Source organism: Ottowia thiooxydans, assembly GCF_040548795.1.
GTDB classification, from domain to species: Bacteria; Pseudomonadota; Gammaproteobacteria; order Burkholderiales; family Burkholderiaceae_C; genus Ottowia; species Ottowia thiooxydans_A.
This window is the reverse complement of record NZ_JBEPSH010000001.1, coordinates 303,479-325,827: the sequence shown is the minus strand read 5'-3', so window position 1 is coordinate 325,827 and position 22,349 is coordinate 303,479. Positions and strand designations below refer to the sequence as shown.

Genomic DNA, 22,349 nt, shown 5'->3' with positions numbered 1-22,349 from the left:
GAGGCCAGCATCTGGCATGACTTATAGGTTTTACGCAGTTCCCCGGCAGCCGCAGCGATCTTGGAATGCCGTGCCTATTAACCCTGGATTCCCGCCTGCGCGGGGAAGACGGCACAGGATCGTCGCGCCAGCGACTAGTTATTCGAGGGCCGAGCGAAGCAATGGCCCGAGTGGGTGTCCCACCCCTTTGGACGTGCCGAGGAGCGCAGTGCCCAAGGCGGGCAAGAGCACTGCAAGATGCTCTTGCTTCGTGAACTAGCTTGCGGCAGCTGTCTGAGCAGAGAGAGCGAAGCGAACGCCGCGAGTTTTGCCGCACCGCCTTGGGCACGAGCACCGGAGGTTGCCCGTAGCGAAGCGCAGGGACACGGACAGTGGGGCCGCCTTTTCTTGCGCCAGGTTCTTTTGGCGGACCAAAAGAAGGTGGCTGCGCTGCCGGGCGCACTCCCCGGCCTCCGACCTCAATGAAAGATCAGAAGGTAATTAGTTATCGCAGCGTTCAATCAACCGCCGCTTGCCCTCACCCCTGCCCTCTCCCCAGGGGGAGAGGGAGTTAACCCCCCGCCGCGTGCCCCCACCGGTTGGCTGCCCCGCCCTCTCCCAGAGGGAGAGGGAGTTAACACGGCGTGCCTCACCGGTTGGCCGCCTCGCCCCAGCCTCCCCCAAAGGAAGAGGGAGCAAGAGTTGGGGCTCAACTCGGACGGCGCGCCTTCATCAGTCTCTCCCGAAGGAAGAGGGACCAGTACCCCGTTCCTTCACCTGTCCATCAAGCAGGAAGCTTGTAATCCTTCAACATCTCACGCAGCCTGGTCTTCAGCATCTTGCCCGTAGCCCCCAGCGGAATGGCGTCCACAAACACCACATCATCCGGTTTCTGCCACTTGGCCACTTTGCCCTCGTAAAAGGCAAGCAATTCTTCACGCGTGACCTGCGCATCCGGCTTTTTGACCACGGCCACAATGGGCCGCTCGTCCCATTTGGGGTGCGGCATGCCGATGCAGGCTGCCATGGCCACCCCGGGGTGCGCCATGGCCACGTTTTCGATATCGATGGAGCTGATCCATTCGCCACCCGATTTGATGACGTCCTTGCTGCGATCAGTGATCTGCATGAAGCCATCCGCATCGATGGTTGCCACATCGCCCGTAGGGAACCAGCCATCTATAAGCGGATATCCTCCTTCGTTCTTGTAGTACGTGTCCAGAATCCAGGGGCCTTTCACATACAGATCGCCATAGGTCTTTCCGTCCCATGGGAGTTCGGCTCCATCGTCGCTCACGATTTTCATGTCGACGCCGAAGATCGCCCGACCCTGCTTGAGCCGGATCTTCATTTTTTCTTCTTCCGACACGTGGCGGTGCTTTTCCTTGAGAGTGCACAAGGTTCCCAGAGGGCTCATTTCCGTCATGCCCCAGGCGTGCAGGACATCGACACCATAGTTGTCCCTGAACGAAGCGATCATTGCAGGCGGGCAAGCCGAGCCCCCGATAACGGTGCGCTTCAAGGTCGAGAACCTCAGATTGTTGGAGCTTGCATACCCCAAAAGCATTTGCCAGACAGTAGGCACACCTGCGGCAAAAGTGACTTTTTCAGCCTCTATCAGGTCAAAGACCGACTTGCCGTCCAGCGCGGGACCTGGAAACACGAGCTTGCAGCCCACCATGGCCGCCGAATAAGGCAGGCCCCAGGCGTTGACGTGGAACATCGGTACCACCGGCAGCGCTGAATCACTGGCTGACAAGGCCATGGCGTCAGGCAGAGCGGCCGCAAACGCGTGGAGCACCGTGGAGCGATGGCTGTACAGCGCTGCTTTGGGATGGCCAGTGGTGCCGCTGGTGTAGCACATGCTGGAAGCCGTGTTTTCATCAAACACTGGCCAGGCGTAGGTGTTGGGCTGCTCGCCAATCCAGGCTTCATAACTGCGCAGATTCGGGATGCCTGAATCTGCAGGAAGCTTGTCGGCGTCGCACAACGCAATCCAGTGCGTGATGTTGGGGCAATGCGCGTGAATGCCTTGGATGATGGGCAGAAAGCTCATGTCAAAGCACAGTACCTTGTCCTCGGCGTGATTCACGATCCAGGCAATCTGCTCTGGAATCAGGCGCGGGTTGATGGTGTGCAGCACTCGGTTGGACCCGCTCACTCCAAAATAAAGCTCAAGGTGCCGGTAGCCATTCCAGGCTAGCGTGCCTATGCGCTCACCTAGACCAACCCCGAGGGCGTCGAGACCGTTGGCCACCTGCTTGGCACGCTTTTGCACGTCTGCCCAGGTGTATCGGTGAATATCGCCTTCCACGCGCCGCGAAACCACCTCACTATCCGCGTGATGCCTCGCCGCGTGGTCGATAAGCCTCGAAATCAAAAGCGGATGGTTCTGCATCTGACCAAGCATCGGGAAATCTCCTGAGAACAGCGTTGATAAATACGACATTGTGTACCACGCCCGGGCGCCTCTCGCGCCTGCTCCCCCCAGGGTTACCCGAAGGCGGCGCCTGCGCGTTGCGGCGCGTCCGGCGACAATGGCGGTATGCAAGATGACGTTCAGACAGGGCCACAAGCCTTTGACCTAGGCAAGGTTTGGAACAACCGTTTCTTCGGTCTGGGATCCGCGTTCTTCACCGCACGGGCGCCCACGGCGCTGCGAGACCCTTACTGGGTGGCCCGCAGCCAATCCATGGCCCGCGAGCTGGGGTTGCAAGACAATTGGTGGCAATCGCAGGAGGCGCTAGAAGCGTTCTCCGGGAATCGCCCCCTTGCCGGTAGCCAGCCACTGGCCAGCGTTTACAGCGGCCACCAATTTGGCGTATGGGCCGGACAGCTGGGAGATGGCCGTGCCATCTTGCTGGGTGAGTTAGAAACACGGGACGGCCAATCCCTTGAACTCCAGCTCAAGGGCAGTGGGTTGACACCCTACTCCCGCATGGGCGATGGCCGTGCAGTATTGCGCTCTTCGATTCGTGAGTTTCTGTGCAGCGAAGCCATGCACGCGCTGGGTATTCCCACCACGCGGGCCCTCTGCATTACCGGTTCTGATCAGCCTATACGCCGTGAAACCATTGAAACCGCCGCGGTGGTCGCCCGCACGGCCCCCAGTTTCATCCGCTTCGGCCATTTCGAGCATTTCAGCCATAACCAGCAGCACGATGACCTGCAAAAGCTGACCGACTATGTCATTGACCGCTTCTATCCCGAATGCAGGGATGCAGCCAATCCAGCGGCAGCGCTACTGGCCGCCGTCACGCACCGAACTGCGAAACTCATGGCCGATTGGCAAGCGGTTGGCTTTTGCCATGGCGTCATGAACACCGACAACATGAGCATCCTGGGCCTGACCGTGGACTATGGGCCGTTTCAGTTCCTTGACGGATTTGATCCCGACCACATCCCCAATCACTCCGATACCAGTGGCCGCTATTCCTACAAGCGTCAGCCTCAGGTAGCCTACTGGAACCTGTTTGCGCTTGGACAGGCCTTGCTGCCGCTGATTGGCGAACCAGACGATGCCATGGCGGCTCTTGAGCCCTACAAGAGCTTGTTTCCAGCTGCTCTCGACCGGCGCATGGCGGCCAAACTGGGTTTTGCCGATTCCAGCGAAGGCGTCAAGACCTTGGTCAATGATCTGTTGGCTCTGATGGCATCCGAGCGTACGGACTACCCCATCTTCTGGCGCCGCTGGGCACAGCACCTTGATGGCGCGCCAGCGGATATGGTTTTGGACTTGTTTCACGACCGCCCGGCCGCAAATACCCTGCTACAACAATTGCAAGACCCGGATCAGAAGTTCGGGCAGAGCCCCAGTGCGGCTCTTGCACTGCAAAGCAATCCTTCCGTCATACTGAGAAACCATCTTGCAGAGCAGGCCATCGCCCTGGCGAACCAAAAGGACTTCTCCATGATCCAACAATTACTGGACGTCCTCGAAAATCCATTCGAAGATCACCCTGACCACGCAACCTGGTCTGGATTTCCTCCAGACTGGGCTTCTTCCATCCAAATCAGTTGTTCATCATGACTCACCCAGTTCAGAAAACAGATGAAGAGTGGCGCTCTCTTCTCGATTCCAAAAACGCCGAACCCGTGGCCTACCAAGTGACCCGTCACGCCGCGACAGAACGCCCCTACACGGGCAAATACGAGCAGCACTGGGCCGACGGTAGCTACCACTGCATCTGCTGCGGCGCGAAACTCTTCGAATCCGGCACCAAATTTGACGCGGGCTGCGGCTGGCCCAGTTTTTCGCTGGCCATTCCTGGTGCCATTGAAGAGCACCGTGACGTCAGCCTGGGCATGGTTCGTGTTGAAACCGTCTGCGCCAACTGTGGCGCGCACCTGGGCCATGTTTTCCCTGACGGCCCTGCGCCCACAGGCTTGCGCTATTGCATGAATTCAGCTTCCCTGGACTTCACCCCCCGATAATCCAGCCTGTCCATCACGGCTGACTGCCCGCTCCCTCATGAAACTTCTGCTTGATTTCGCGCCCATCGTCTTTTTCTTCATCGCTTACAAGCTGGAAGGCATCTATGTAGGAACTGCTGTATTGATGGCAGCCACCACGCTACAGATGGCCATCATCTACCTGATGGACAAGAAACTCAGCACGATGCACAAGGCCACGCTCGCGCTGATCCTTATTTTTGGCACGCTGACCCTGGTGCTGCAGGACGAGCGTTTCATCAAGTGGAAACCCACGGTCCTGTACACCGCCATGGCCATTGCACTGGCCGTTGCACTTTGGGGGTTCGGCAAGAATTTCCTGAAAATCATGCTGGGCAGCCAACTCAGCCTGCCGGAGCCTGTATGGGTACGTCTGAACACCATATGGGTGCTTTACTGCTTGTTCATGGCCGCCATCAATGGTTATGTGGCGGCCTTCTACTCAACCGATGCATGGGCTAATTTCAAGCTTTGGGGTTACGCTTTTCCGGTGTTGTTCATCATCGGGCAAGGTTTCTATGTGGCCCGCCACATGAGTGAACCGGAGCCAGAGCCCGTGAACAACAGCAAAGATGATCCAACCCTGCCGCCCGGGAGCGCGCAATGAGTATTCACCCAGAAAACGCCCCCCAATCGTCCACTTTGGCCGATCAGATGGCGGCCCGGCTGCGGGAAGCCCTGCAACCCACCGAACTGGATGTGCAGGACGAAAGCTGGCAGCACGAGGGCCATGTAGGCGCCAACGGATCAGGTCATGGCACGCACTTCAGAGTGCGCGTGGCCTCCCCGCTTTTTGAGGGCAAGACACGCGTAGCCAAACATCGCATCGTCTACGAAGCGCTGCAGACTTTTATTGACGAAGGCGTCCACGCGATCGCCATTGAGACGCGCTAAAACTACAGCTGATGCTGGCGCATATACTTCCGCTTCGGCAATTCTCGCGTCTTCACTCCTCGCAAGGGCATAAAGCCCTGCGCAGCGAGAGAAAACTGGCAGACGCCAAGAACCTTTTCAAGACTTAACGGTCTCACTGCACATACTTATCTGCCCCGCGTGGGTTCTCCAAGGCAAATATCAATGAAAAAACAGATTCTGGCAGCTACTGCAGCCGCTTTTGTGATGGGCGCACTGGCCCTTCCAGCCGTTGCGCAAAACATCGCCATCGTCAACGGCAAACCGGTTCCCAAAACACGTTTGGTCGCTCTTGAAGAGCAAGTGGCTGAGCAGGCCGCGCGCACGGGCCGCCCTGTTCCCCCAGAGATGGCCGGACAGATGAGAGAACAAGTCATTGCCATGGAAATCTTCATGCAGGAAGCGCAGAAGCAAGGCATTGAAGGCTCTGAAAATTTCCGCAAAAAAATGGAAATGGCTCGCCAGAGCGTGATGATCAACGAACTCTTCAATCAGTATCAGGAAAAAAACCCTGTAAGTGATGCTGAAGCCAAAGCTGAATACGACCGCATTGTCGGTGCTCAGGCTCCCGCTGCAGGCGCCAAGGAATACAAGGCACGCCACATCCTGGTAGAGAAGGAAGATCAGGCCAAGGCCATCATCGCCCAACTCAAAAAAGGCGGCAATTTTGATGACATCGCCAAGAAGCAATCCAAGGATCCAGGGTCCGGCGCCAACGGCGGCGACCTGGGCTGGGCCAATCCTGCAGGCTATGTGCCAGAGTTTTCAGATGCCCTCAAGAAGCTGAACAAAGGCCAGACCACTGACGCGCCCGTCAAATCACAATTCGGCTACCACGTTATTCGCGTGGATGACATTCGCGAAGCCAAGGCACCAGAGCTGCCCAAGTTCGACGACGTCAAACCCCAGATCGCCCAGCAGATGCAGCAGCAAAAGCTGATGAAGTACCAGGAAGAACTCCGCGCCAAAGCCAAGGTGGAATAAACCAAGGCTACACCAGGCAGGGCCGGCACTTGACTGCGCGATCATCCACTCATCGATCAGGTCCCGAGCTTTCGCTTGGCGGGGGACGCCTATCCTGCTCGACCGCGCTCATCAGGCGCTCCGCATTCGCTGGCGACCGCTGCAACCGCTGCAATCGAATGGTTGCCAAGTGCTAGTGCTCAATCCGAGAGAATGGCAGCGCTAAGGTCGAATCAACCCGCGCTTGAACTCCTTGATAAGCTCGCCCGCCCTCTGCGCGTCTTTGTAAACTGGCGGAACAGCAGCGTCTGGGCCTTCTGCACTTGCAGACTTCATGTTGGCTCGCATGGCCAGTGCATCCTGCTCCAGAGGATGACCCGCGCATATTTCCTCGTGCGTGGTGGGCGAATTACCCAATAGATAATTGGTGACGAGCGGGTCTACGCAGGAGTCGGCGTAGGGATACACCCCATGCTGATAGTCATCTTTCACATAGACTCGTCGTGCTGCAGGAAGATGTGAGAAGAACCTGGTGGCGCCTTCCGTGAAGGTCGCTGAATCGTATTGAGTCTGCACAAAAAGCACATCAAGTGGCTTCATGAGTGCCAGATCGGGTTTGTTCACTTTCGGACCATTCCAGAATCCACACAGGTTTCTGTAGTTGTCGACAAAGAACGTAGGTGAACGTTCAACCAAGCCTTCGACCAGTTGGTCCCAGACCGCCATGTCTGTGGTGGCCGAGGTGTCGTTGCATTGCACTGCCCAAAAAACAGAATAAAACGAACTCAATGCAATCGATTTGTTCTGCGGGACTACCCAGGCTGAACGATAGTCTTGCCACATAGCCTGTGCATATACCTTCAAAACGGCGTTTCGCCCAGCATCCCCTGGGTAGAACGCGTGGGCCTCCAAGGCTTCTGCTACAGCCGCTTCGTCCATCGGATCTACGATGTCCAGCACTGCGTTCAAGCCTCGCGCCGCCGAAATCTGCCAGAGGAAGGTGTCGGCATCGTTGCGTGACGAAGTGAGGTCTGCCAGCCGTGGGTTCAGCACAGCCTGCATTCGTGGGCTGAGGCTTGGGATGACAGCACGAACATCTTCTTCACGCTCACCCAGCTGAAAATAGGCCGCATGGCGAACCGCGTAAGGCACCAGAACTTCGTCAAGCAGCCTCTGGCGTGTGGGCGGCTGGGCCAGAGACGCTTCTTCAAATCTGGAGCTGAAGTCCATGGAACTGTCTAGCACCATCTTGCCCACTCTTTCCGGGAAAAGGCTGGCGTACCACGCTCCCAGCCAAGTTCCGTAGGAATGGCCGACATAGTTGAGCTTTTCATCACCCAGCAAGCCGCGCAGAAGGTCCATATCGCGCGCCGTTGCGTCGGTATTGATATACGGAGTGACGGGGTTCTTCAGGCACGCTTCCGCCGCCTTGCGGTCGTTGTAATGGGCATTGGCAATATTCGCAGGCGCACTCCAGCCTGATGCACTCAAATCAACCTTGCGGCTGATCTCATTGGTGGAGCATTCGAGCCGCGTACTGGCACCAGTCCCCCTTGGAGAAAACCCCACAAGGTCATACTCGCTCAGCAAGCGCAACTGGTTTGCGCCCTGTGCCGAATCTGGATTGCTACCCTCAAACACGCCGATGAACTTCAGGGTGTTAATGAATAACCCATCCGCACCCGGACCGCCGGGGTTCATGAGCAAAGCGCCACGCCGTACCTCTGGTTTACCTGCTGCCAGCCGAGTGACACCCACGAACACATCGCCACGCTCAGGATTGGCCCAGTCCATCGGGGCACGCACCGAGCTACAGCGAAGCCTTTCGCCGTACGCATCTATCGCGCCTTGAACCAGAGCGACGCCTTCCGGCCCCATCATTGCAGCATCACAGGCAGTCCACTCCACGGTCTGCTCACGGTATTTACGCAACGGATCAGAGTCACCGCCACCTCCGCAGGCCACAAGAGTTGAAGCCAGAGCGGCGCTGATCAGCACAACCTGGAATCTCCCAGGCAGTCTATTACGCCTCATAAGGATCCAAAAAGTCGATTGGATGATGGTCACAACTTTGTGCGGTCAAACAACCAAAGCCCGCCGCATGGGCGACACCTGTGAATGCACCCAACAAAGTTAAGGCTTGAATTGAGGTGGAATCAAGCCACGCTTGAACTCTTCTATGAGTTCACGCGCCCTCTCTGGGTCTTTGTATACAGGCGGTTGGCTCGCAGGCACTTCCGGTGAATTTGCTGCCTTGGCTTTTCCCTCAGGTGTCGGTGCATCTTGCTTCAATGGATGACCGGCGCAGATCTTTTCACGCTGAGTAAGGGAGTCGCCCAGCAGATAGCCGGTCACCAACGGATCCACGCAGGAATCGGTGTAGGGGTAAACGCCGTGTTGGAAGTCGTTGTTCACAAACACCCGGTGAGCTTTCGGCAGCTGTTGAAACAACGCGTTGGCGCCCTCTGTTCCGGTGGCGGAATCATATTGGGACTGGACCAGCAGCACATTCAAATCCTTCATGGGTGTAATGGCTGGCTTGCTGACCTTTGGCCCACCCCAAAAGCTGCACGCATGCACTTCAAGCAGACTGGAGAAAAACATGGGGAATCGAGGCGCAAGCCCCCTCAGCAGATTTTCCCAAACCGTCAAATCAGTAGTGGCCGGCGTATCGTTGCAATGCACCGCAACCAGCACGGAAGCGGAAGAGCTCATGCTGATGCTGGTGGGTGATGGGCTCACCCACGTGCCAGCGTACTGCTTCAGAAGTGAGTCCGCAGTTTCACGCAGTGCTGTATTGCGCTGCGGGTTGGACGAGTCAAAGACGTGTTGGTCCAGCGCTTCATCCACCGCCTCCATGTCCGCAGGATCTGGTGCAAGCCCGAGCAAGACATCCAAGCTTCGGGCAGCAAAAATCGTGTCCAAGTAACGGTCGGCGTTGGTACGGATATAACCCAGCCCACTCAAGGGCGTCGCAAGCACCTGTTGAACACGTGGACTCAGAGAAGGCATGATGCCTCGTACTTCTGCCTCCGTGTTGCCTAACTGAAAATAATCTGCGTGCCGAACTGCATAAGGCGCCAGGACATCGTCAAGCAATCGCTGGCGCGCCGGAGGTTGACCAAGGAATACGCCCTGCTCCAGCGTAGCGCTGAAGTCCAGCGAACTGTCCAGCACCATGCGGCCTACTTTTTCAGGGAACAAGCTCGCATACCAGGCTCCTAGCCAAGTGCCATAGGAGTAACCCAGGTAGTTGAGTTTTTCGTCTCCCAGCAGGCCACGAAGCAGGTCCACGTCACGCACCGTGGCATCGGTATTGATATAGGGCGCGATAGGGTTTTTCAGGCATGCCTCGGCGATCTTGCGGCCGTTGTAGTTGGAATTGGCAATGTTCTCTGGCGTGTCCCATTCAACCGCGTTGGTAACCAGAGTACGTTCAAGTTCATTGGTCGCGCACTGAAAGCGGGTGCTCGCACCAGTTCCGCGCGGTGAAAAACCAATCATGTCGTATTCGTTGAGAAGACGAAGTTGAAGAGCGCCTTGAGGGTTTTCAGGATTGCTATTGCTGAACGCTGTCAACAAACTTGTGGCCAAGCCCAAGCCATCGGCTCCCGGCCCTCCTGGGTTGAACACGAGGGAACCATGCTTTTTCTCTGGGGTGCCGGCCGCCAGACGCATGACTGCCATGACCACGTCACCGCGCTCGGTATTGGACCAGTCCAGCGGAGCCTTCACGTAGCCGCATTTCAACCGATCGCCTACTGTCGCCCAAAGCTCGTCAATTGCCGCGTTGCTGACGCCCAGGATGGAGGGATCGCATGCAGTCCATTCAACGGTTTGCTCGCGGTATTTTTGCAGCGGATCGGAGTCGTCTCCGCCACAAGCACTGAGACCACAAGCCAGTACAACGCTGGCGAGCACAGAGGCTCTAACATTCAATCGGCCCCTGATATGGAACAACCCGCGATTGCTCACCCGCCCCTCGGTTCTGTCCACATGGCCTTTGTTGTGGCATGCAATGCCAGCCACATCACTTAACTTCATTACTATTTCTCCAACTTCAAATAATTAACTAAAAAAAGTGAGGCTCGCTCCTGAGCCGAACGCTCAAGACAGAAGAAAAGGGGTTCAGCCTCACCTTGTTGCAATAGATAAAAGCAGCCTGCGACCGTACACAGCTGCTTGGGTGTTGCGGCCTTTGCCGAAGACCGAGGCGATATTAGCAATGTCCGTTCGTTCACTGCCTGAGTCGGCAAACAAAAGAAATATAAAGTATTCTAAAATTAACTGTACGGAATGCCCTCTTGAGGCCAAGTTTTGATCACCGCGCCAAACGCGCAACGCTGCGTCGGCTTTATCGTGAGCAGCCCGGCAATGCGTCCAAAAAGCCCTCTACGCGCCGCATGCAAACCCGTCATCCTTGCTTCTCGTCAGAGCCTTGGCAATTCCCTGGCCTGGGTCTGATTCAACTGTAGGACAAGGGCGCTACCCCCCTCGGAGGTACTCATCAAGTACTTTTAATCACTAGTATGAGAGGGATGATAAGGAGTCGACTATTTCGCATTGCTCTCTGGTTTGTCCTGGCCGCTCTGATATGTATATCAGCCGCCATAGCGTTCATTTATTTCAGCGACTGGAATAAGTACCGCCCCTGGATCAACCAGAGAGTGTCTGAGGCGCTGGGCCGGGAATTTGCCATACGCGGTGACCTGACGGTTGATTGGCAATGGCCGCAGACCCTGGAGCCCGGGTGGCAGCGCTGGATCCCGGGGCCGGTGGTCCGGGGTAACGATATCCACGTGGGCAACCCGACGGGATTTGTTGCAGAAACGCCCTCCCCCGTTTCCCGATCGCCTGCATCGTCTTCCTCACCATCAGCCGGACCGGGCCTTGCAACCGGCGAGTTTGCCCAGGTCGGCCAGGCGGCCATCAACCTCGTGTTACCGCCACTTCTCTGGCGCACGTTTGACATCAAACGAGTCGATCTGACAGATCCTGATGTGCGGCTTATCCGAAAGGCCGACGGCTCCAACAACTGGGGCTTGAGTTTGCCAGCCCAGAAGGACGCGGGTGCAAAACCATGGAATGTCTTGCTGGGCGGTATTGCCGTCAATCAGGGCCGATTGGCCTATTCAGATGCCAAGATGGACCTGTCGGTTCAAGCCAACCTGGCTAGCTTGCCGGCTGAAGAGACGGAGAATGGGCGTTACGGCGTCGGTTTTACATTGACCGGTCAATACGCCAAGGCCGAGATCAAGGGTGAAGGCAAGGCCGGACAACTGCTTTCATTGCGAGATGAGAAGGTCGACTACCCACTCAAGGTGGATGCCCGCGCCGGAAAGCTGGCTGCCACCGCGGTGGGCGTCGTCGAAAACCCCAGATCGCTGTCCGGACTGGACTTCCGAGTCTCCGTCAAAGGCGCAAGCATGGCCGATCTGTATCAACTGACGGGGCTGGTCCTTCCCGACACACCTGAATTCCAGACCCGCGGGCAGTTGATAGGCTCTCTTGAGCCCGAACGCGCCGTGTGGACCTATCGCGACTTCACTGGCACCGTAGGGCAAAGCGATCTGCGAGGCGAGCTGACCTATACGTCTGCAAAATCCCGGCCCAAACTCAGCGGCCAGTTGAGTTCACGCCAGCTGCGCCTGGCCGACCTGGGCCCCACCGTGGGCGTAGGCTCCAGTAAACCTGACAAACCCAAGCGGCCAGGCAAAGTGCTTCCGGACGAACCGTTCGCTACGGACCGCTGGGACAAGATGGACATGGACATCCGATTTGAAGGCCTGAAGATCATTCGCCCTGAGGCAGTCCCTCTTGAGAGCCTTCGTCTGCGTGCAGTAATGGAAAACGCTCGGCTCAGGTTGGCGCCGCTGGATTTTGGTGTGGCAAATGGCAGGTTCAAAACCCAGGTGCAACTGGACGCCAATGCAAAACCAATGCGTGCGTCTGTGCGCGGAAACGTGGATGGCTTGAGTCTATCTGCGCTTTTCCCCAAGATCGAACTGATGAAGAAAAGTCTGGGCCGCGTGGATGGCGGCATCGCCCTGGATGGTCAGGGTAACTCCGTCGCCAGCATACTGGCGAGTGCCAACGGTGAAGCTAAACTTTATGTTCGCGACGGCGTCATGAGCCAGCAGTTGCTGGACCTGGCTGGCTTGAATCTGGGCAGTGTGGTGCTTTCAAAATTGTTCGGTACCGACAAGGAAGTCCAATTGCGCTGCGCTGTGGCGGACGTACCAGTCGTCAACGGAGTTGCGTATGCGCGCAACGTCAAGATCAACACCGAAGATGCTTTGATCGACATCACCGGCACCGCAGATATGGCCCGCGAAATCGTCGATCTGGATGTGAATCCCAAAGCCTACGAGCTCAAGTTTTTCTCTTTGCGCACTCCGCTGGAAGTCCGCGGGCCTTTCGCGAAGGCCAACGTCGGCGTCAAGCCAGGCCCCCTGATCCTTCGGGCAGCGGTCGCTGTCGCTGCCGTCGCTGCGGCGCCGGGTGCACTGGCTTTGGTGCCCATCACGGTTCCTGGTGCGGAAGACGATCAGGGCTGTGCGCCTCTGTTGTCCAAGGCCACGCAAGCACCCAAGGCAGGAGCGGCCCCCAGAGCCACGCAGGAAGAAATTAAGCGGGGCACACCCTCCGCTCGGCCAGCACCCGTGCAACAACCTGCGGCCGGCGAATCGTCTGCAGGCTCGCCCGCTCAATAAGCAGGAAGGGATTTCGCCGCTGATTCTGTCGACTTAACCCCAACTCGAATAGAACTATTCAATGATGACCAGTCTCTAAAAAATGTGATTACGAGCAACGATCAACCTCGCTCTGTTTGTGAGCACGCCCCTGAGTCACTTATAAGAAAGACAAGCATGAAAATTCTTCTACCAGTCGACGGCACCGAACTTTCGCTTCACGAAACCCGCTTCGCTTTGCGTTTATTGCAGGACGGCTTGAGGGCCAGCTTCGTGCTCGCCAATGTGCAGGAGCCCGCTTCTTTCTACGAGATCGTCACGGCCGATCATCCACAATTGATAGAAAACGCCGCGTTGGAAGTTGGGGAAGACTTGATCGCACCTTCGGCCCTGCTGCTGGAATCAGCCGGAGTGCCGTATGAAACGGCTGTCATCTCAGGCGATCCTGCGCAGGCCATGCTCGAATTGATAGAAATTCACCAGTGCGACATGGTAATCATGGGCTCTCGCGCCCTGGGCCTGATCCGCCGGGCACTAGAAGGCGGCTCCACATCTGAGCGCCTGGTTCAAGACTCGCCCGTCCCAGTGCTGTTGGTCAAACCACCGCCGCCAGTTGAGGCGGTTGAGCCTGAGTAAGGCCCTACCCAGCCTTAGCCCGAAATTGCCAAGCTGGAGCTTGGCGCTCCCAGGAAACAGCCAACTTCCAAGAAAGCACCCAAAGCGCATACTTAAAACTGCCAAGCGTCCGGTTTTTGGTTCCCCCCTGGGAGCGCCAAACTCCAACTTGGCATTGCAGCCCCTAGCAAATAGCCCTGACGGTTGAGAGAACGACTGAATTCAAACGGGAACGCCCTTAGCCTGCGCTCGAAATTGTCAAGCTGGAGCTTGGCGCTCCCAGGAAACAGCCAACTTCCAAGAAAGCACGCCAGAGCGCTTACTTAAAACTGCCAAGCGTCCGGCTTTTTGGTTCCCCCCTGGGAGCGCCAAGCTCCAGCTTGGCATTGAGGCCTCTGCAAAATGCCTCGGGCCCCAGTGCTACAACTTCTCAGTCTGCCCCGAACGAGGCTGCCATTTCATGAGCCTGCGCTCTGCCACCCCCACCAGACCATCCAGAACGAGCGCACAGGCGGTGAGCAACACGATACCGGCCACCACCGTGTCAATATCAAAACTGCCTTCGGCCTGCAAGATCAAGTAACCCACGCCGCGCGCAGAACCCAGGTATTCGCCCACCACGGCCCCGACAAAGGCAAGGCCTACCGAGCTGTGAAGACTGGAAAAGACCCAGCTCATGGCACTGGGCACGTACACATGGCGAAGCAACTGGCGTGCATTGGCCCCCAGCATTCGGGCATTGGCCAGCACCACCGGGCTGACTTCTCTCACACCTTGATAAACGTTGAAGAAGACAATAAAAAACACCAGCGTGACCGCCAGCGCCACCTTGGACCAGATACCCAGACCAAACCACAACGCAAATATGGGTGCCAAAATCACCCGCGGCATGGCGTTAGCGGCCTTGAGGTAGGGGTCCAGCACGGCAGAAGCAAATGGAGACAAAGCCAACCACAAGCCCACACCCAGGCCAGCAATCGTGCCAATGGCGAATGCCAACAGCGTCTCAAGCAGAGTCACGCCCAGATGCTGATAGATATTGCCCTCCGTCACAAACCAGTTCCACAGACGGGATGCCACTACAAGCGGTTTTCCGAAGAAGAAGGCCACTTGATCGGAAGACGTGGATGCAATATGCCAAAGCACCAAGATGATCAGCAACAGGCCGATTTGCCAGGTGCGCAAAGCCAAGCGATTCATGATTACGCGGCCTTTCTTTTTTGTTGTTCGTAACCACGCAAGACTTCATCGCGCAGTACCGCCCAGATAGCGGCGTGCAACTCCGCAAAGCGCGGATTGTCTCGAATTTCAGCGACATCGCGCGGACGCGGCAGGTCAATGACAAACTCACCGATAGGTCGGGTGGCCGGGCCTGCGGCCAATACCACCACCCTGTCGGACAAAGCAATTGCCTCATCCAGGTCATGCGTAATGAACAGCACTGCCTTGCCATGACCGCCCTGCCCTGGCGCGGCCCATAGCTCAAGCAGCTCGTTTTCCATCAGCTGGCGAGTTTGAATGTCCAGGGCAGAAAAGGGCTCATCCATGAACACGATGTCCGGGTCCATGATGAGCGTCTGGGCCATGGACACCCGCTTGCGCATACCGCCTGAGAGCTGATGCGGATAGCGGTCTTCAAAACCTGCCAACCCCACACGGGCCAGCCAGGCTTTGCCCTGTCTCTCAGCTTCATCGGTGGGCACACCGCGGAACACCAAACCAGCAGTGACGTTGTCCAGGGCATTCTTCCACGGCATGAGCGAATCTGCCTGGAACATGTAGCCTGCACGGCGGTTCAAGCCTTGCAGCGGCTCGCCAAACACTTTGACTGTGCCACCGGAGGCGTGCAGCAAGCCCGCGCCAATGTTCAGAAGAGTCGATTTTCCGCAGCCCGTAGGGCCAACGACTGAAACAAACTCGCCAGGCGCCACGGACAAACTGGCCTCCTGCACGGCCACATAGCGCTGCCCCGGGTTGTCGGGACTGGTAAAAACGACGCTGATGCCTTGCAGGTCCAGCGCTGGAGTTGGGGAATTCATGCTTTGTACGGGCTTGGAGAAAAATTAGTTTTGAAGCGGGTCGAGGTCAAAGCGTTGGACGAGGCTTCGACAGGCTCAGCCCGAACGGTTTTAGTTAGTTCGAATGCCACTTCCCGCTTGACCAAAACCATAGAACCTCACAACGGACAACTTTTAAACTGTTGTTTTTGGTAGGCTACAACTCATAAAAGTCCGTTCGGGCTGAGCCTGTCGAAGCCTTGTGCAGCGCTTCGACAATCCCGATCGGTATTTGGTGTGGCAGCCTTGGTGCGGCTGTCAGCATCTGTTGGGTCCTCTCGCCTCTCAGCCCCGGGAGGTAAATCACACTCAGCTCGATCGGTGTGTCCGGTTTCGGAGCAGAGCAAGCCAGCTCAGCCGGGACCGCGCTTGAGGTTTAAGCCGGAACGGCTGGCCCTCCGAAAAAACATCCCCCTCACAAGGCCGCGCCAGACGAAGAGCGCATGGCGCGGCATCTAAGGTGCCATGCCTTAAACGTACTTGGCAGCCGCTTTCTTGGCAAACGCGTTGGTAAACGTCTTGGACAGATCGATCTTCTTGCTCGCAATCTCGGCGTCAAACGTTTGCAGCATTTTCAGCGCCGTTGCCGGGCCTGCGTCCGGCATGATGCCGTCAGGCGACATGGCTTCCTTGACACGCAGCCAGGCATCCAGATACAGCGAACGGTCACCCAGCAAATACGCCTCGGGCACCGTTTTCACCAAATCGGAAGGACCCGTCTTTTGCAGCCAACGCAAAGCGCGCACCATGGCATTGGCCAGTGCCTGGGCGGTGTTGGGGTTCTCGTTCAGGAACTTGGTGGGCGCGTACAGGCAGGCAGCAGGCATGGGGCCACCGTAGACTGCTTGCGTATCCTTGAGCGTACGGGTATCAGAGATAACCTTGATCAGCTTGTCACGCTCGAGCATAGTAATGACAGGGTCGAGGTTGGCAATCGCATCCACCTGACCAGACTTCACTGCGGAAAGCGCGCCGCTTGAGGTTCCAACCCCCACGAATGACACGTCGGTAGCCTTCAGCCCGGCCTTGGACAACACATAGGTGGCCATCATGGAAGTCGAGGATCCAGGTGCAGAGACACCAATTTTCTTGCCTTTGAGATCGGCAATAGACTGGTAGTTAGGCATGTTGCGGTTAGACACTGCAAGCACGATCTGCGGCGCACGACCTTGCAGTACAAACTCTTGAATCGATTGATTCTTAGCCTGCATGTTGATGGTGTGCTCGTAAGCACCAGACACGACATCCGCACTGCCCCCAATCAAGGCCTGAAGCGCCTTGGAGCCACCCGCAAAGTCAGGAATCTCTACGTCAAGCCCCTCTGCCTTGAAATAGCCCTGACGCTCAGCTATGGACAGCGGAAGGTAGTAAAAAAGGTTCTTACCGCCCACCGCGATGGTGAGCTTTGGTTTCTCAATCTTCGCAGCTTGCGCCCACACGGAGGGGAAGGCGGCGGCCACCGGGGCAGCCAGCAAGGATTTAAGTATTGTGCGACGCATAGTCCCTCTCTTTAATTGCAAATAGCTACAACTTCAAAACTTTAGCAAATAGCTCCGGGATACGGACGCAGGATTACCCGCACGCTGGCATGTCTATTCGGGGCAACCGCCCCATCCGGAACAGGCCAGCTACAGCCTGGTCAGCCCGTTGGCCTTGCCTACCCCACCCACTTGCGCGCATTGCGCCAAAGCTGAATCCAGGGGCTGAACGCACTCTTGTCCTGTGATGTCCAGCTCATCTGTACATTGCGGAACACGCGCTCAGGGTGCGGCATCAAGGCCGTGAATCGCCCGTCTGCGGTGGTCACCGAGGTCAACCCACCTGCACTACCGTTAGGGTTAAAGGGGTAGGTTTCAGTCGCAGCGCCCTGGTTGTCTACGAAACGCATGGCCGCAATGACCTTGGCAGCATCCCCTCTCGCGCCAAAATTGGCATAGCCCTCGCCGTGCGCCACCGCAATCGGCAACCGGGCGCCCGCCATGTCCTTGAAGAACAGGCTGGGTGATTCCAGCACTTCAACCATGGACAGCCGCGCCTCAAAGCGTTCGCTGCGATTGGTAGTAAAGCGTGGCCAAGCCTCTGCACCCGGGATGATGTCTGCCAATTCGGCGAACATCTGGCATCCGTTGCACACTCCCAGGCCAAACGTATCCGTGCGGGCAAAGAAAGCCTGGAACTGGTCTGTCAGCAGCGGGTTGAAAGTGATGGACCTGGCCCAGCCGATGCCAGCACCCAGTGTGTCGCCATAGCTGAACCCACCGCAGGCCACCATGCCTTTGAAATCAGTCAGAGATGCGCGGCCGGTTTGCAGATCGGTCATGTGCACGTCGACCGCTTCAAAGCCAGCCTCTGTGAACGCATAGGCCATTTCAACATGCGAGTTCACGCCCTGCTCGCGCAAGATGGCCACACGCGGGCGCGCCGTGACCACAAAACTGGCCGCCACCGGCACCGGCAAAGGCGTAGGCAGGTGCACATGCATGCCTGGGTCATCTGCAACGCCAGCTGCGGCGTGCTCTGAATCGGCACAGGCTGGGTTGTCACGCTCGCGGGCGATCTTCCAGCTGACGCTGTCCCACACCTGATGCAAATCGTGCAGCGGGGCCGAGAAGATCTCCTTGGCGTCACGCCAGATGGAAAGCTCGCCCTTGCCTTTGTCAATGCTGGAAGAAGCTGGGCGCGTCTTGCCGATGAAATGGCTGTGCTTGGACAGGCCATGCGCGCGCAGCTTCTGCATGACCGCATCGCGCTCCGCCGTACGCACCTGAAGCACCACGCCCAATTCTTCAGCAAACAGAGCTTTCAGCGTGAGCTCCTCGCGCCGTGCACTCACCTGCCCGGTCCAGTTTTTGGCATCGCCATACTCGGCCTTGCTGTCACTGATGCCGTCGCCTTCAGTGACCAGCAAGTCAACATTGAGCGCCACCCCTACATGTCCCGCGAAGGCCATTTCGGCAGCGGCCGCAAGCAGGCCGCCGTCACTGCGGTCATGGTAGGCAAGGATCTTTCCTTCGGCGCGCAGTTCATTGACCGCAGCCACCAGGGCCACCAGGTCTTTCGGATCATCCAGATCAGGCACACCATCGGTCTTGGGGCAGCCTGACTGGTCAACGGTTTGCGCCAAAACACTGCCCGCCAGACGATGCTTGCCCTTGCCCAGATCGATCAGGACCAGGGTGGTGTCGTCTTGCGCCTCCAGTTGCGGAGTCAGGGTGCCGCGCACATCGTCCAGCGTTGCAAAGGCGCTGATGATCAGGCTGACGGGTGAGGTGACTTTCTTGGCCGCACCGCCTTCGTCTTGCCACTGCGTGCGCATGGACAGGGAATCCTTGCCCACGGGAATGGCCACGCCCAGTGCCGGGCACAGCTCCATTCCCACCGCCTTGACGGTGGCGTAGAGCGCAGCGTCTTCGCCAGCTTCGCCACAGGCTGCCATCCAGTTGGCAGAAAGCTTGATCTTGGGCAGCGAAATGGGTGCAGCCAGCAAATTGGTAATGGCCTCGGCCACCGCCATGCGGCCGCTGGCCGGTGCATCTATGGCCGCAAGAGGCGTGCGTTCGCCCATGCTCATGGCTTCGCCGGCAAAGCCAGCGTAATCAGCCAAAGTGACAGCGCAATCAGCCACTGGCACCTGCCAGGGGCCGACCATCTGGTCGCGGTGCGTCAGTCCGCCGACGGTGCGGTCTCCGATGGTGATCAAAAAGCGCTTGCTAGCCACTGTGGGGTGGCTAAGTACCTTGATCACCGAGTCCTGAAGCGTCAGGCCATCGAGCTTCAAAGGCGCAAATTCGCGCTCCACCGTCTTCACGTCTCGGTGCATCTTGGGCGGTTTGCCCAGGAGCACGCTCATGGGCATGTCCACAGGCTCACCTTCCGCTGACGAGGCAGAGGGCGCCGAAGCCTCCAGATCCACCTCGCCCACCACCAGTTGGCGCTCTTCGGTGGCCACCCCTACGACCGAAAACGGACACCGTTCACGCGCGCAAAGTTCTTCAAAAAGAGGCAGCGACTCGGGCGCAATGGCCAGAACATAGCGTTCCTGGCTCTCGTTGCACCAGATTTCCTTAGGTGCCAGACCGCTTTCTTCCAGCGGAACCGACCTGAGATCAAAGCGTGCACCGCGGCCCGCGTCATTGGTCAGTTCAGGAAAAGCGTTGGACAGCCCGCCTGCTCCCACGTCGTGAATGGCCAGCACGGGATTGGCATCACCCAGCGCCTGGCATTGGGTGATCACCTCCTGGGCACGGCGCTCAATTTCCGGGTTACCGCGCTGCACGGAGTCAAAATCAAGATGGGCCGCATTGGTGCCGCTGGCCAGGGAGCTGGCTGCGCCGCCGCCCATGCCAATGCGCATGCCGGGGCCACCCAGCTGAATCAGCAGGCTGCCCGCAGGGAATTCAATCTTGTGCGTCAGGCGTGCATCGATGCTGCCCAAGCCGCCGGCAATCATGATGGGCTTGTGATAGCCGCGCTGCACGCCTGCCACGTCCAGCTCATATTCGCGGAAATAGCCCACCAGGTTGGGGCGACCAAATTCATTGTTGAATGCCGCAGCGCCCAGAGGGCCTTCGGTCATGATCTGCAGCGGGCTGGCCATGTGCTCAGGCTTGCCCAGCGGGCTGTCCCACAGCTTGCTGACCGTGAACCCAGACAACCCGGCCTTGGGCCGCGCGCCCCGGCCGGTAGCGCCTTCATCGCGAATTTCACCACCAGCGCCGGTACTGGCGCCTGGGAATGGACTGATGGCCGTGGGGTGGTTATGCGTTTCCACCTTCATCAGTACATGCCGCAGCTCGGTTTGCTTCTGGTAGCTGGCCGACCCGGACGAAAGGGGTTGCGGCTGAAAGACTTCGCTGATGTTGCCTTCCATCACCGCCGAGTTGTCGCTGTAGGCCACCACGGTGTGTTTGGGCGCCAGTGCATGCGTGTTGCGGATCATGCCGAACAAGCTGCGCTCTTGCGCCACGCCGTCAATGGTGAACTCGGCATTGAAAATCTTGTGCCGGCAGTGTTCGCTATTGGCCTGCGCGAACATCATCAACTCCACATCAGTGGGGTTGCGGCCCAGGTTGGTGAAGGCCGCCAGCAAATAGTCAATTTCATCGGCCGCCAACGCCAAACCCCAGTCAGCATTGGCTTTTTCCAGAGCAGCCTTGCCACCTGCCAGCACGTCCACATGGTCCATGGGCTGTGGTTGCAAAGCTGTGAACAAGGCTTTGGCCTGGTCACGGGAGGCCAGCACGGTCTCCGTCATGCGGTCATGCAAGAGGCCCGCCAGTGCGACAAGATCAGCCTCTGACACTTTTGCGCCACGCAGATCCACGCGGTATTCCACCAAACGCTCTACCCGGTGCAGAGAAATGCCGCAGTTGCGGGCAATATCGGTGGCCTTGCTGGCCCAGGGAGACACCGTTCCCAAACGGGGTCCCACAATGACTGCCACGCCGGAAGCCGCGCCAGAGGCCGCTGGCTCGCCGTAGGTCAACAAGGCTGCCAAACGCTGCTCATCGGCCTCAGAAGGGCTGGAATCAAAAGACACCAGGTGCACAAAGCGGGCTGAAAGCGACTGAACCTGCGGGTTGACCGCCTGCAGGCGCGGCAACAATTGGCGAATACGGAAATCGCTGAGCGCGTTGCCGCCCTCAAAAAAATTGATCTGCTGGGTCACGGTGCGGGCCGACGGTGGCAAGACGAGGTGAATTGGGCAACGCCCACCGCTGACTGGGGTGGACGCTGGGAATCCGTAATTTTATCCGCCGTGCAAGGCCCTGGTTCCCGACCTTGCAGATGACCCCGCAAATGCCCATGAACATCAGCCTGCGCAAACGGCGCCACGATGGGATAATTTTGCCTATGACAATCACCATCAAAGATGAAGCCGGCATTGCGGCCATGCGCACAGCTTGCCGTTTGGCGTCTGAAGTGCTGGATGCGATCACTCCCCACATCGTGCCCGGCATCACGACACTGGAAATCGACCGCCTGGCCTCTGCCCATATGGCCACCCAGGGCACAAGGTCGGCCACCATAGGCTATCAGCCCCCCGGGTACCCGCCCTTCCCCGCCCACCTGTGCACTTCGGTCAACCATGTGGTGTGCCACGGCATTCCCGCAGACAAACCCCTCAAAAAAGGGGATATCGTCAACGTGGATGTGACCGTGATCACCCCTGAGGGCTGGTTCGGCGATACCAGCCGCATGTTCCTGATTGGTGAAACCTCCATTGCTGCCAAGCGCCTGTGCTCCATCACCTATGAATCCATGTGGCACGGCATTGAGCAGGTCAAACCCGGGGCTCGCCTGGGTGACATTGGCCATGCCATCCAGAAATTCGTGGAAGGCCATGGGCTCTCAGTGGTGCGTGAATTCTGCGGCCACGGCATTGGCCAGAAATTTCATGAAGACCCGCAGATTCTCCACTACGGCAAGCCAGGTACCGGTGAAGAGCTGGTCCCTGGCATGATTTTCACCATCGAGCCCATGGTCAACATCGGACGCCGCGACATCCGTGAAATGAACGATGGCTGGACCATCGTTACCAAAGACCGCTCACTGTCAGCCCAGTGGGAGCACACTGTCGTGGTCACCCCCACCGGGTACGAGGTGCTGACACTCTCCAGTGGCAGTCCAGCCATACCGGACTTCGTTACCGCCAAGTCGGCCATCGCCGCCTGACAAC

General features: G+C 57.9%; 15 protein-coding genes. 8 read left to right on the top strand and 7 right to left on the bottom strand.

Annotation, left to right across the window (positions count from 1 at the left end; all coding sequences use genetic code 11):
* Window positions 1-763: 763 nt before the first annotated feature.
* Window positions 764-2,389: a 3-(methylthio)propionyl-CoA ligase gene (locus tag ABIE13_RS01480; RefSeq protein ID WP_354440513.1), complete on the bottom strand. Its 1,626-nt coding sequence runs from the start codon at window positions 2,387-2,389 to the stop codon at window positions 764-766.
* A gap of 135 nt (window positions 2,390-2,524) precedes the next feature.
* Here ABIE13_RS01480 and ABIE13_RS01475 point away from each other — a divergent pair, with 135 nt between their 5' ends.
* From ABIE13_RS01475 to ABIE13_RS01455, 5 genes are all read left to right on the top strand, one after another.
* Window positions 2,525-4,009, top strand: a complete 1,485-nt coding sequence (locus ABIE13_RS01475) for a protein adenylyltransferase SelO (protein ID WP_354440511.1) — start codon at window positions 2,525-2,527, stop codon at window positions 4,007-4,009.
* On the top strand, window positions 4,006-4,413 hold the full coding sequence (gene msrB / locus ABIE13_RS01470) for a peptide-methionine (R)-S-oxide reductase MsrB (RefSeq protein ID WP_354440509.1): 408 nt from the start codon (window positions 4,006-4,008) through the stop codon (window positions 4,411-4,413). The genes ABIE13_RS01475 and msrB overlap by 4 nt, the downstream gene beginning before the upstream one ends.
* A 37-nt stretch (window positions 4,414-4,450) precedes the next feature.
* Window positions 4,451-5,038, top strand: coding sequence for a septation protein A (locus ABIE13_RS01465; RefSeq protein WP_354440508.1), 588 nt, complete (start codon window positions 4,451-4,453; stop codon window positions 5,036-5,038).
* Window positions 5,035-5,325 (top strand): BolA family protein, encoded by a 291-nt coding sequence (locus tag ABIE13_RS01460; RefSeq protein WP_354440507.1) that lies wholly within the window; start codon window positions 5,035-5,037, stop codon window positions 5,323-5,325. The genes ABIE13_RS01465 and ABIE13_RS01460 overlap by 4 nt, the downstream gene beginning before the upstream one ends.
* Window positions 5,326-5,508: 183 nt before the next feature.
* Window positions 5,509-6,327: a peptidylprolyl isomerase gene (locus tag ABIE13_RS01455; protein ID WP_354440505.1), complete on the top strand. Its 819-nt coding sequence runs from the start codon at window positions 5,509-5,511 to the stop codon at window positions 6,325-6,327.
* Between the two features lie 201 nt (window positions 6,328-6,528).
* Here the strand turns inward: ABIE13_RS01455 and ABIE13_RS01450 are convergent, their stop codons facing one another.
* Together ABIE13_RS01450 and ABIE13_RS01445 are read right to left on the bottom strand one after the other, a co-directional pair.
* Complete coding sequence (locus ABIE13_RS01450; protein WP_354440503.1) at window positions 6,529-8,304, bottom strand: alpha/beta fold hydrolase; 1,776 nt, start codon at window positions 8,302-8,304, stop codon at window positions 6,529-6,531.
* 135 nt (window positions 8,305-8,439) lie between these two features.
* A complete protein-coding gene (locus tag ABIE13_RS01445; protein WP_354440501.1) occupies window positions 8,440-10,350 on the bottom strand; it encodes an alpha/beta fold hydrolase in 1,911 nt (636 codons plus the stop codon).
* Window positions 10,351-10,835: 485 nt separating this feature from the next.
* On the opposite strand from ABIE13_RS01445, the gene ABIE13_RS01440 reads away from it, so the two are divergent.
* Both ABIE13_RS01440 and ABIE13_RS01435 read left to right on the top strand, forming a co-directional pair.
* The gene (locus ABIE13_RS01440; protein ID WP_354440500.1) at window positions 10,836-13,019 is read left to right on the top strand and encodes an AsmA family protein; all 2,184 of its coding nucleotides are present in this window, start codon (window positions 10,836-10,838) and stop codon (window positions 13,017-13,019) included.
* Between the two features lie 156 nt (window positions 13,020-13,175).
* Complete coding sequence (locus ABIE13_RS01435; RefSeq protein ID WP_354440499.1) at window positions 13,176-13,634, top strand: universal stress protein; 459 nt, start codon at window positions 13,176-13,178, stop codon at window positions 13,632-13,634.
* A 399-nt stretch (window positions 13,635-14,033) separates the two neighbouring features.
* Here ABIE13_RS01435 and ABIE13_RS01430 read toward each other — a convergent pair whose 3' ends face one another.
* From ABIE13_RS01430 to purL, 4 genes are all read right to left on the bottom strand, one after another.
* Complete coding sequence (locus ABIE13_RS01430; protein ID WP_354440497.1) at window positions 14,034-14,813, bottom strand: ABC transporter permease; 780 nt, start codon at window positions 14,811-14,813, stop codon at window positions 14,034-14,036.
* A gap of 2 nt (window positions 14,814-14,815) precedes the next feature.
* Window positions 14,816-15,652: an ABC transporter ATP-binding protein gene (locus tag ABIE13_RS01425; RefSeq protein WP_354440495.1), complete on the bottom strand. Its 837-nt coding sequence runs from the start codon at window positions 15,650-15,652 to the stop codon at window positions 14,816-14,818.
* A gap of 488 nt (window positions 15,653-16,140) precedes the next feature.
* A complete protein-coding gene (locus ABIE13_RS01420) occupies window positions 16,141-17,169 on the bottom strand; it encodes an ABC transporter substrate-binding protein (RefSeq protein ID WP_354440494.1) in 1,029 nt (342 codons plus the stop codon).
* Between the two features lie 158 nt (window positions 17,170-17,327).
* Complete coding sequence (purL, locus tag ABIE13_RS01415; RefSeq protein ID WP_354440492.1) at window positions 17,328-21,338, bottom strand: phosphoribosylformylglycinamidine synthase; 4,011 nt, start codon at window positions 21,336-21,338, stop codon at window positions 17,328-17,330.
* A gap of 185 nt (window positions 21,339-21,523) precedes the next feature.
* On the opposite strand from purL, the gene map reads away from it, so the two are divergent.
* On the top strand, window positions 21,524-22,345 hold the full coding sequence (gene map, locus ABIE13_RS01410; RefSeq protein WP_354440491.1) for a type I methionyl aminopeptidase: 822 nt from the start codon (window positions 21,524-21,526) through the stop codon (window positions 22,343-22,345).
* The last annotated feature ends 4 nt before the right edge of the window (window positions 22,346-22,349 follow it).

Bases quoted from the DNA above. Each gene is read 5' to 3' on its own strand.
- ABIE13_RS01430 (WP_354440497.1), bottom strand. From the start codon at position 14,813: ATGAATCGCTTGGCTTTGCGCACCTGGCAAATCGGCCTGTTGCTGATC.
- ABIE13_RS01465 (WP_354440508.1), top strand. From the start codon at position 4,451: ATGAAACTTCTGCTTGATTTCGCGCCCATCGTCTTTTTCTTCATCGCT.
- ABIE13_RS01480 (WP_354440513.1), bottom strand. From the start codon at position 2,389: ATGCTTGGTCAGATGCAGAACCATCCGCTTTTGATTTCGAGGCTTATC.
- ABIE13_RS01475 (WP_354440511.1), top strand. From the start codon at position 2,525: ATGCAAGATGACGTTCAGACAGGGCCACAAGCCTTTGACCTAGGCAAG.
- ABIE13_RS01420 (WP_354440494.1), bottom strand. From the start codon at position 17,169: ATGCGTCGCACAATACTTAAATCCTTGCTGGCTGCCCCGGTGGCCGCC.
- ABIE13_RS01445 (WP_354440501.1), bottom strand. From the start codon at position 10,350: ATGAAGTTAAGTGATGTGGCTGGCATTGCATGCCACAACAAAGGCCAT.
- ABIE13_RS01460 (WP_354440507.1), top strand. From the start codon at position 5,035: ATGAGTATTCACCCAGAAAACGCCCCCCAATCGTCCACTTTGGCCGAT.
- map (WP_354440491.1), top strand. From the start codon at position 21,524: ATGACAATCACCATCAAAGATGAAGCCGGCATTGCGGCCATGCGCACA.
- ABIE13_RS01455 (WP_354440505.1), top strand. From the start codon at position 5,509: ATGAAAAAACAGATTCTGGCAGCTACTGCAGCCGCTTTTGTGATGGGC.
- ABIE13_RS01425 (WP_354440495.1), bottom strand. From the start codon at position 15,652: ATGAATTCCCCAACTCCAGCGCTGGACCTGCAAGGCATCAGCGTCGTT.
- ABIE13_RS01435 (WP_354440499.1), top strand. From the start codon at position 13,176: ATGAAAATTCTTCTACCAGTCGACGGCACCGAACTTTCGCTTCACGAA.
- msrB (WP_354440509.1), top strand. From the start codon at position 4,006: ATGACTCACCCAGTTCAGAAAACAGATGAAGAGTGGCGCTCTCTTCTC.
- ABIE13_RS01440 (WP_354440500.1), top strand. From the start codon at position 10,836: ATGAGAGGGATGATAAGGAGTCGACTATTTCGCATTGCTCTCTGGTTT.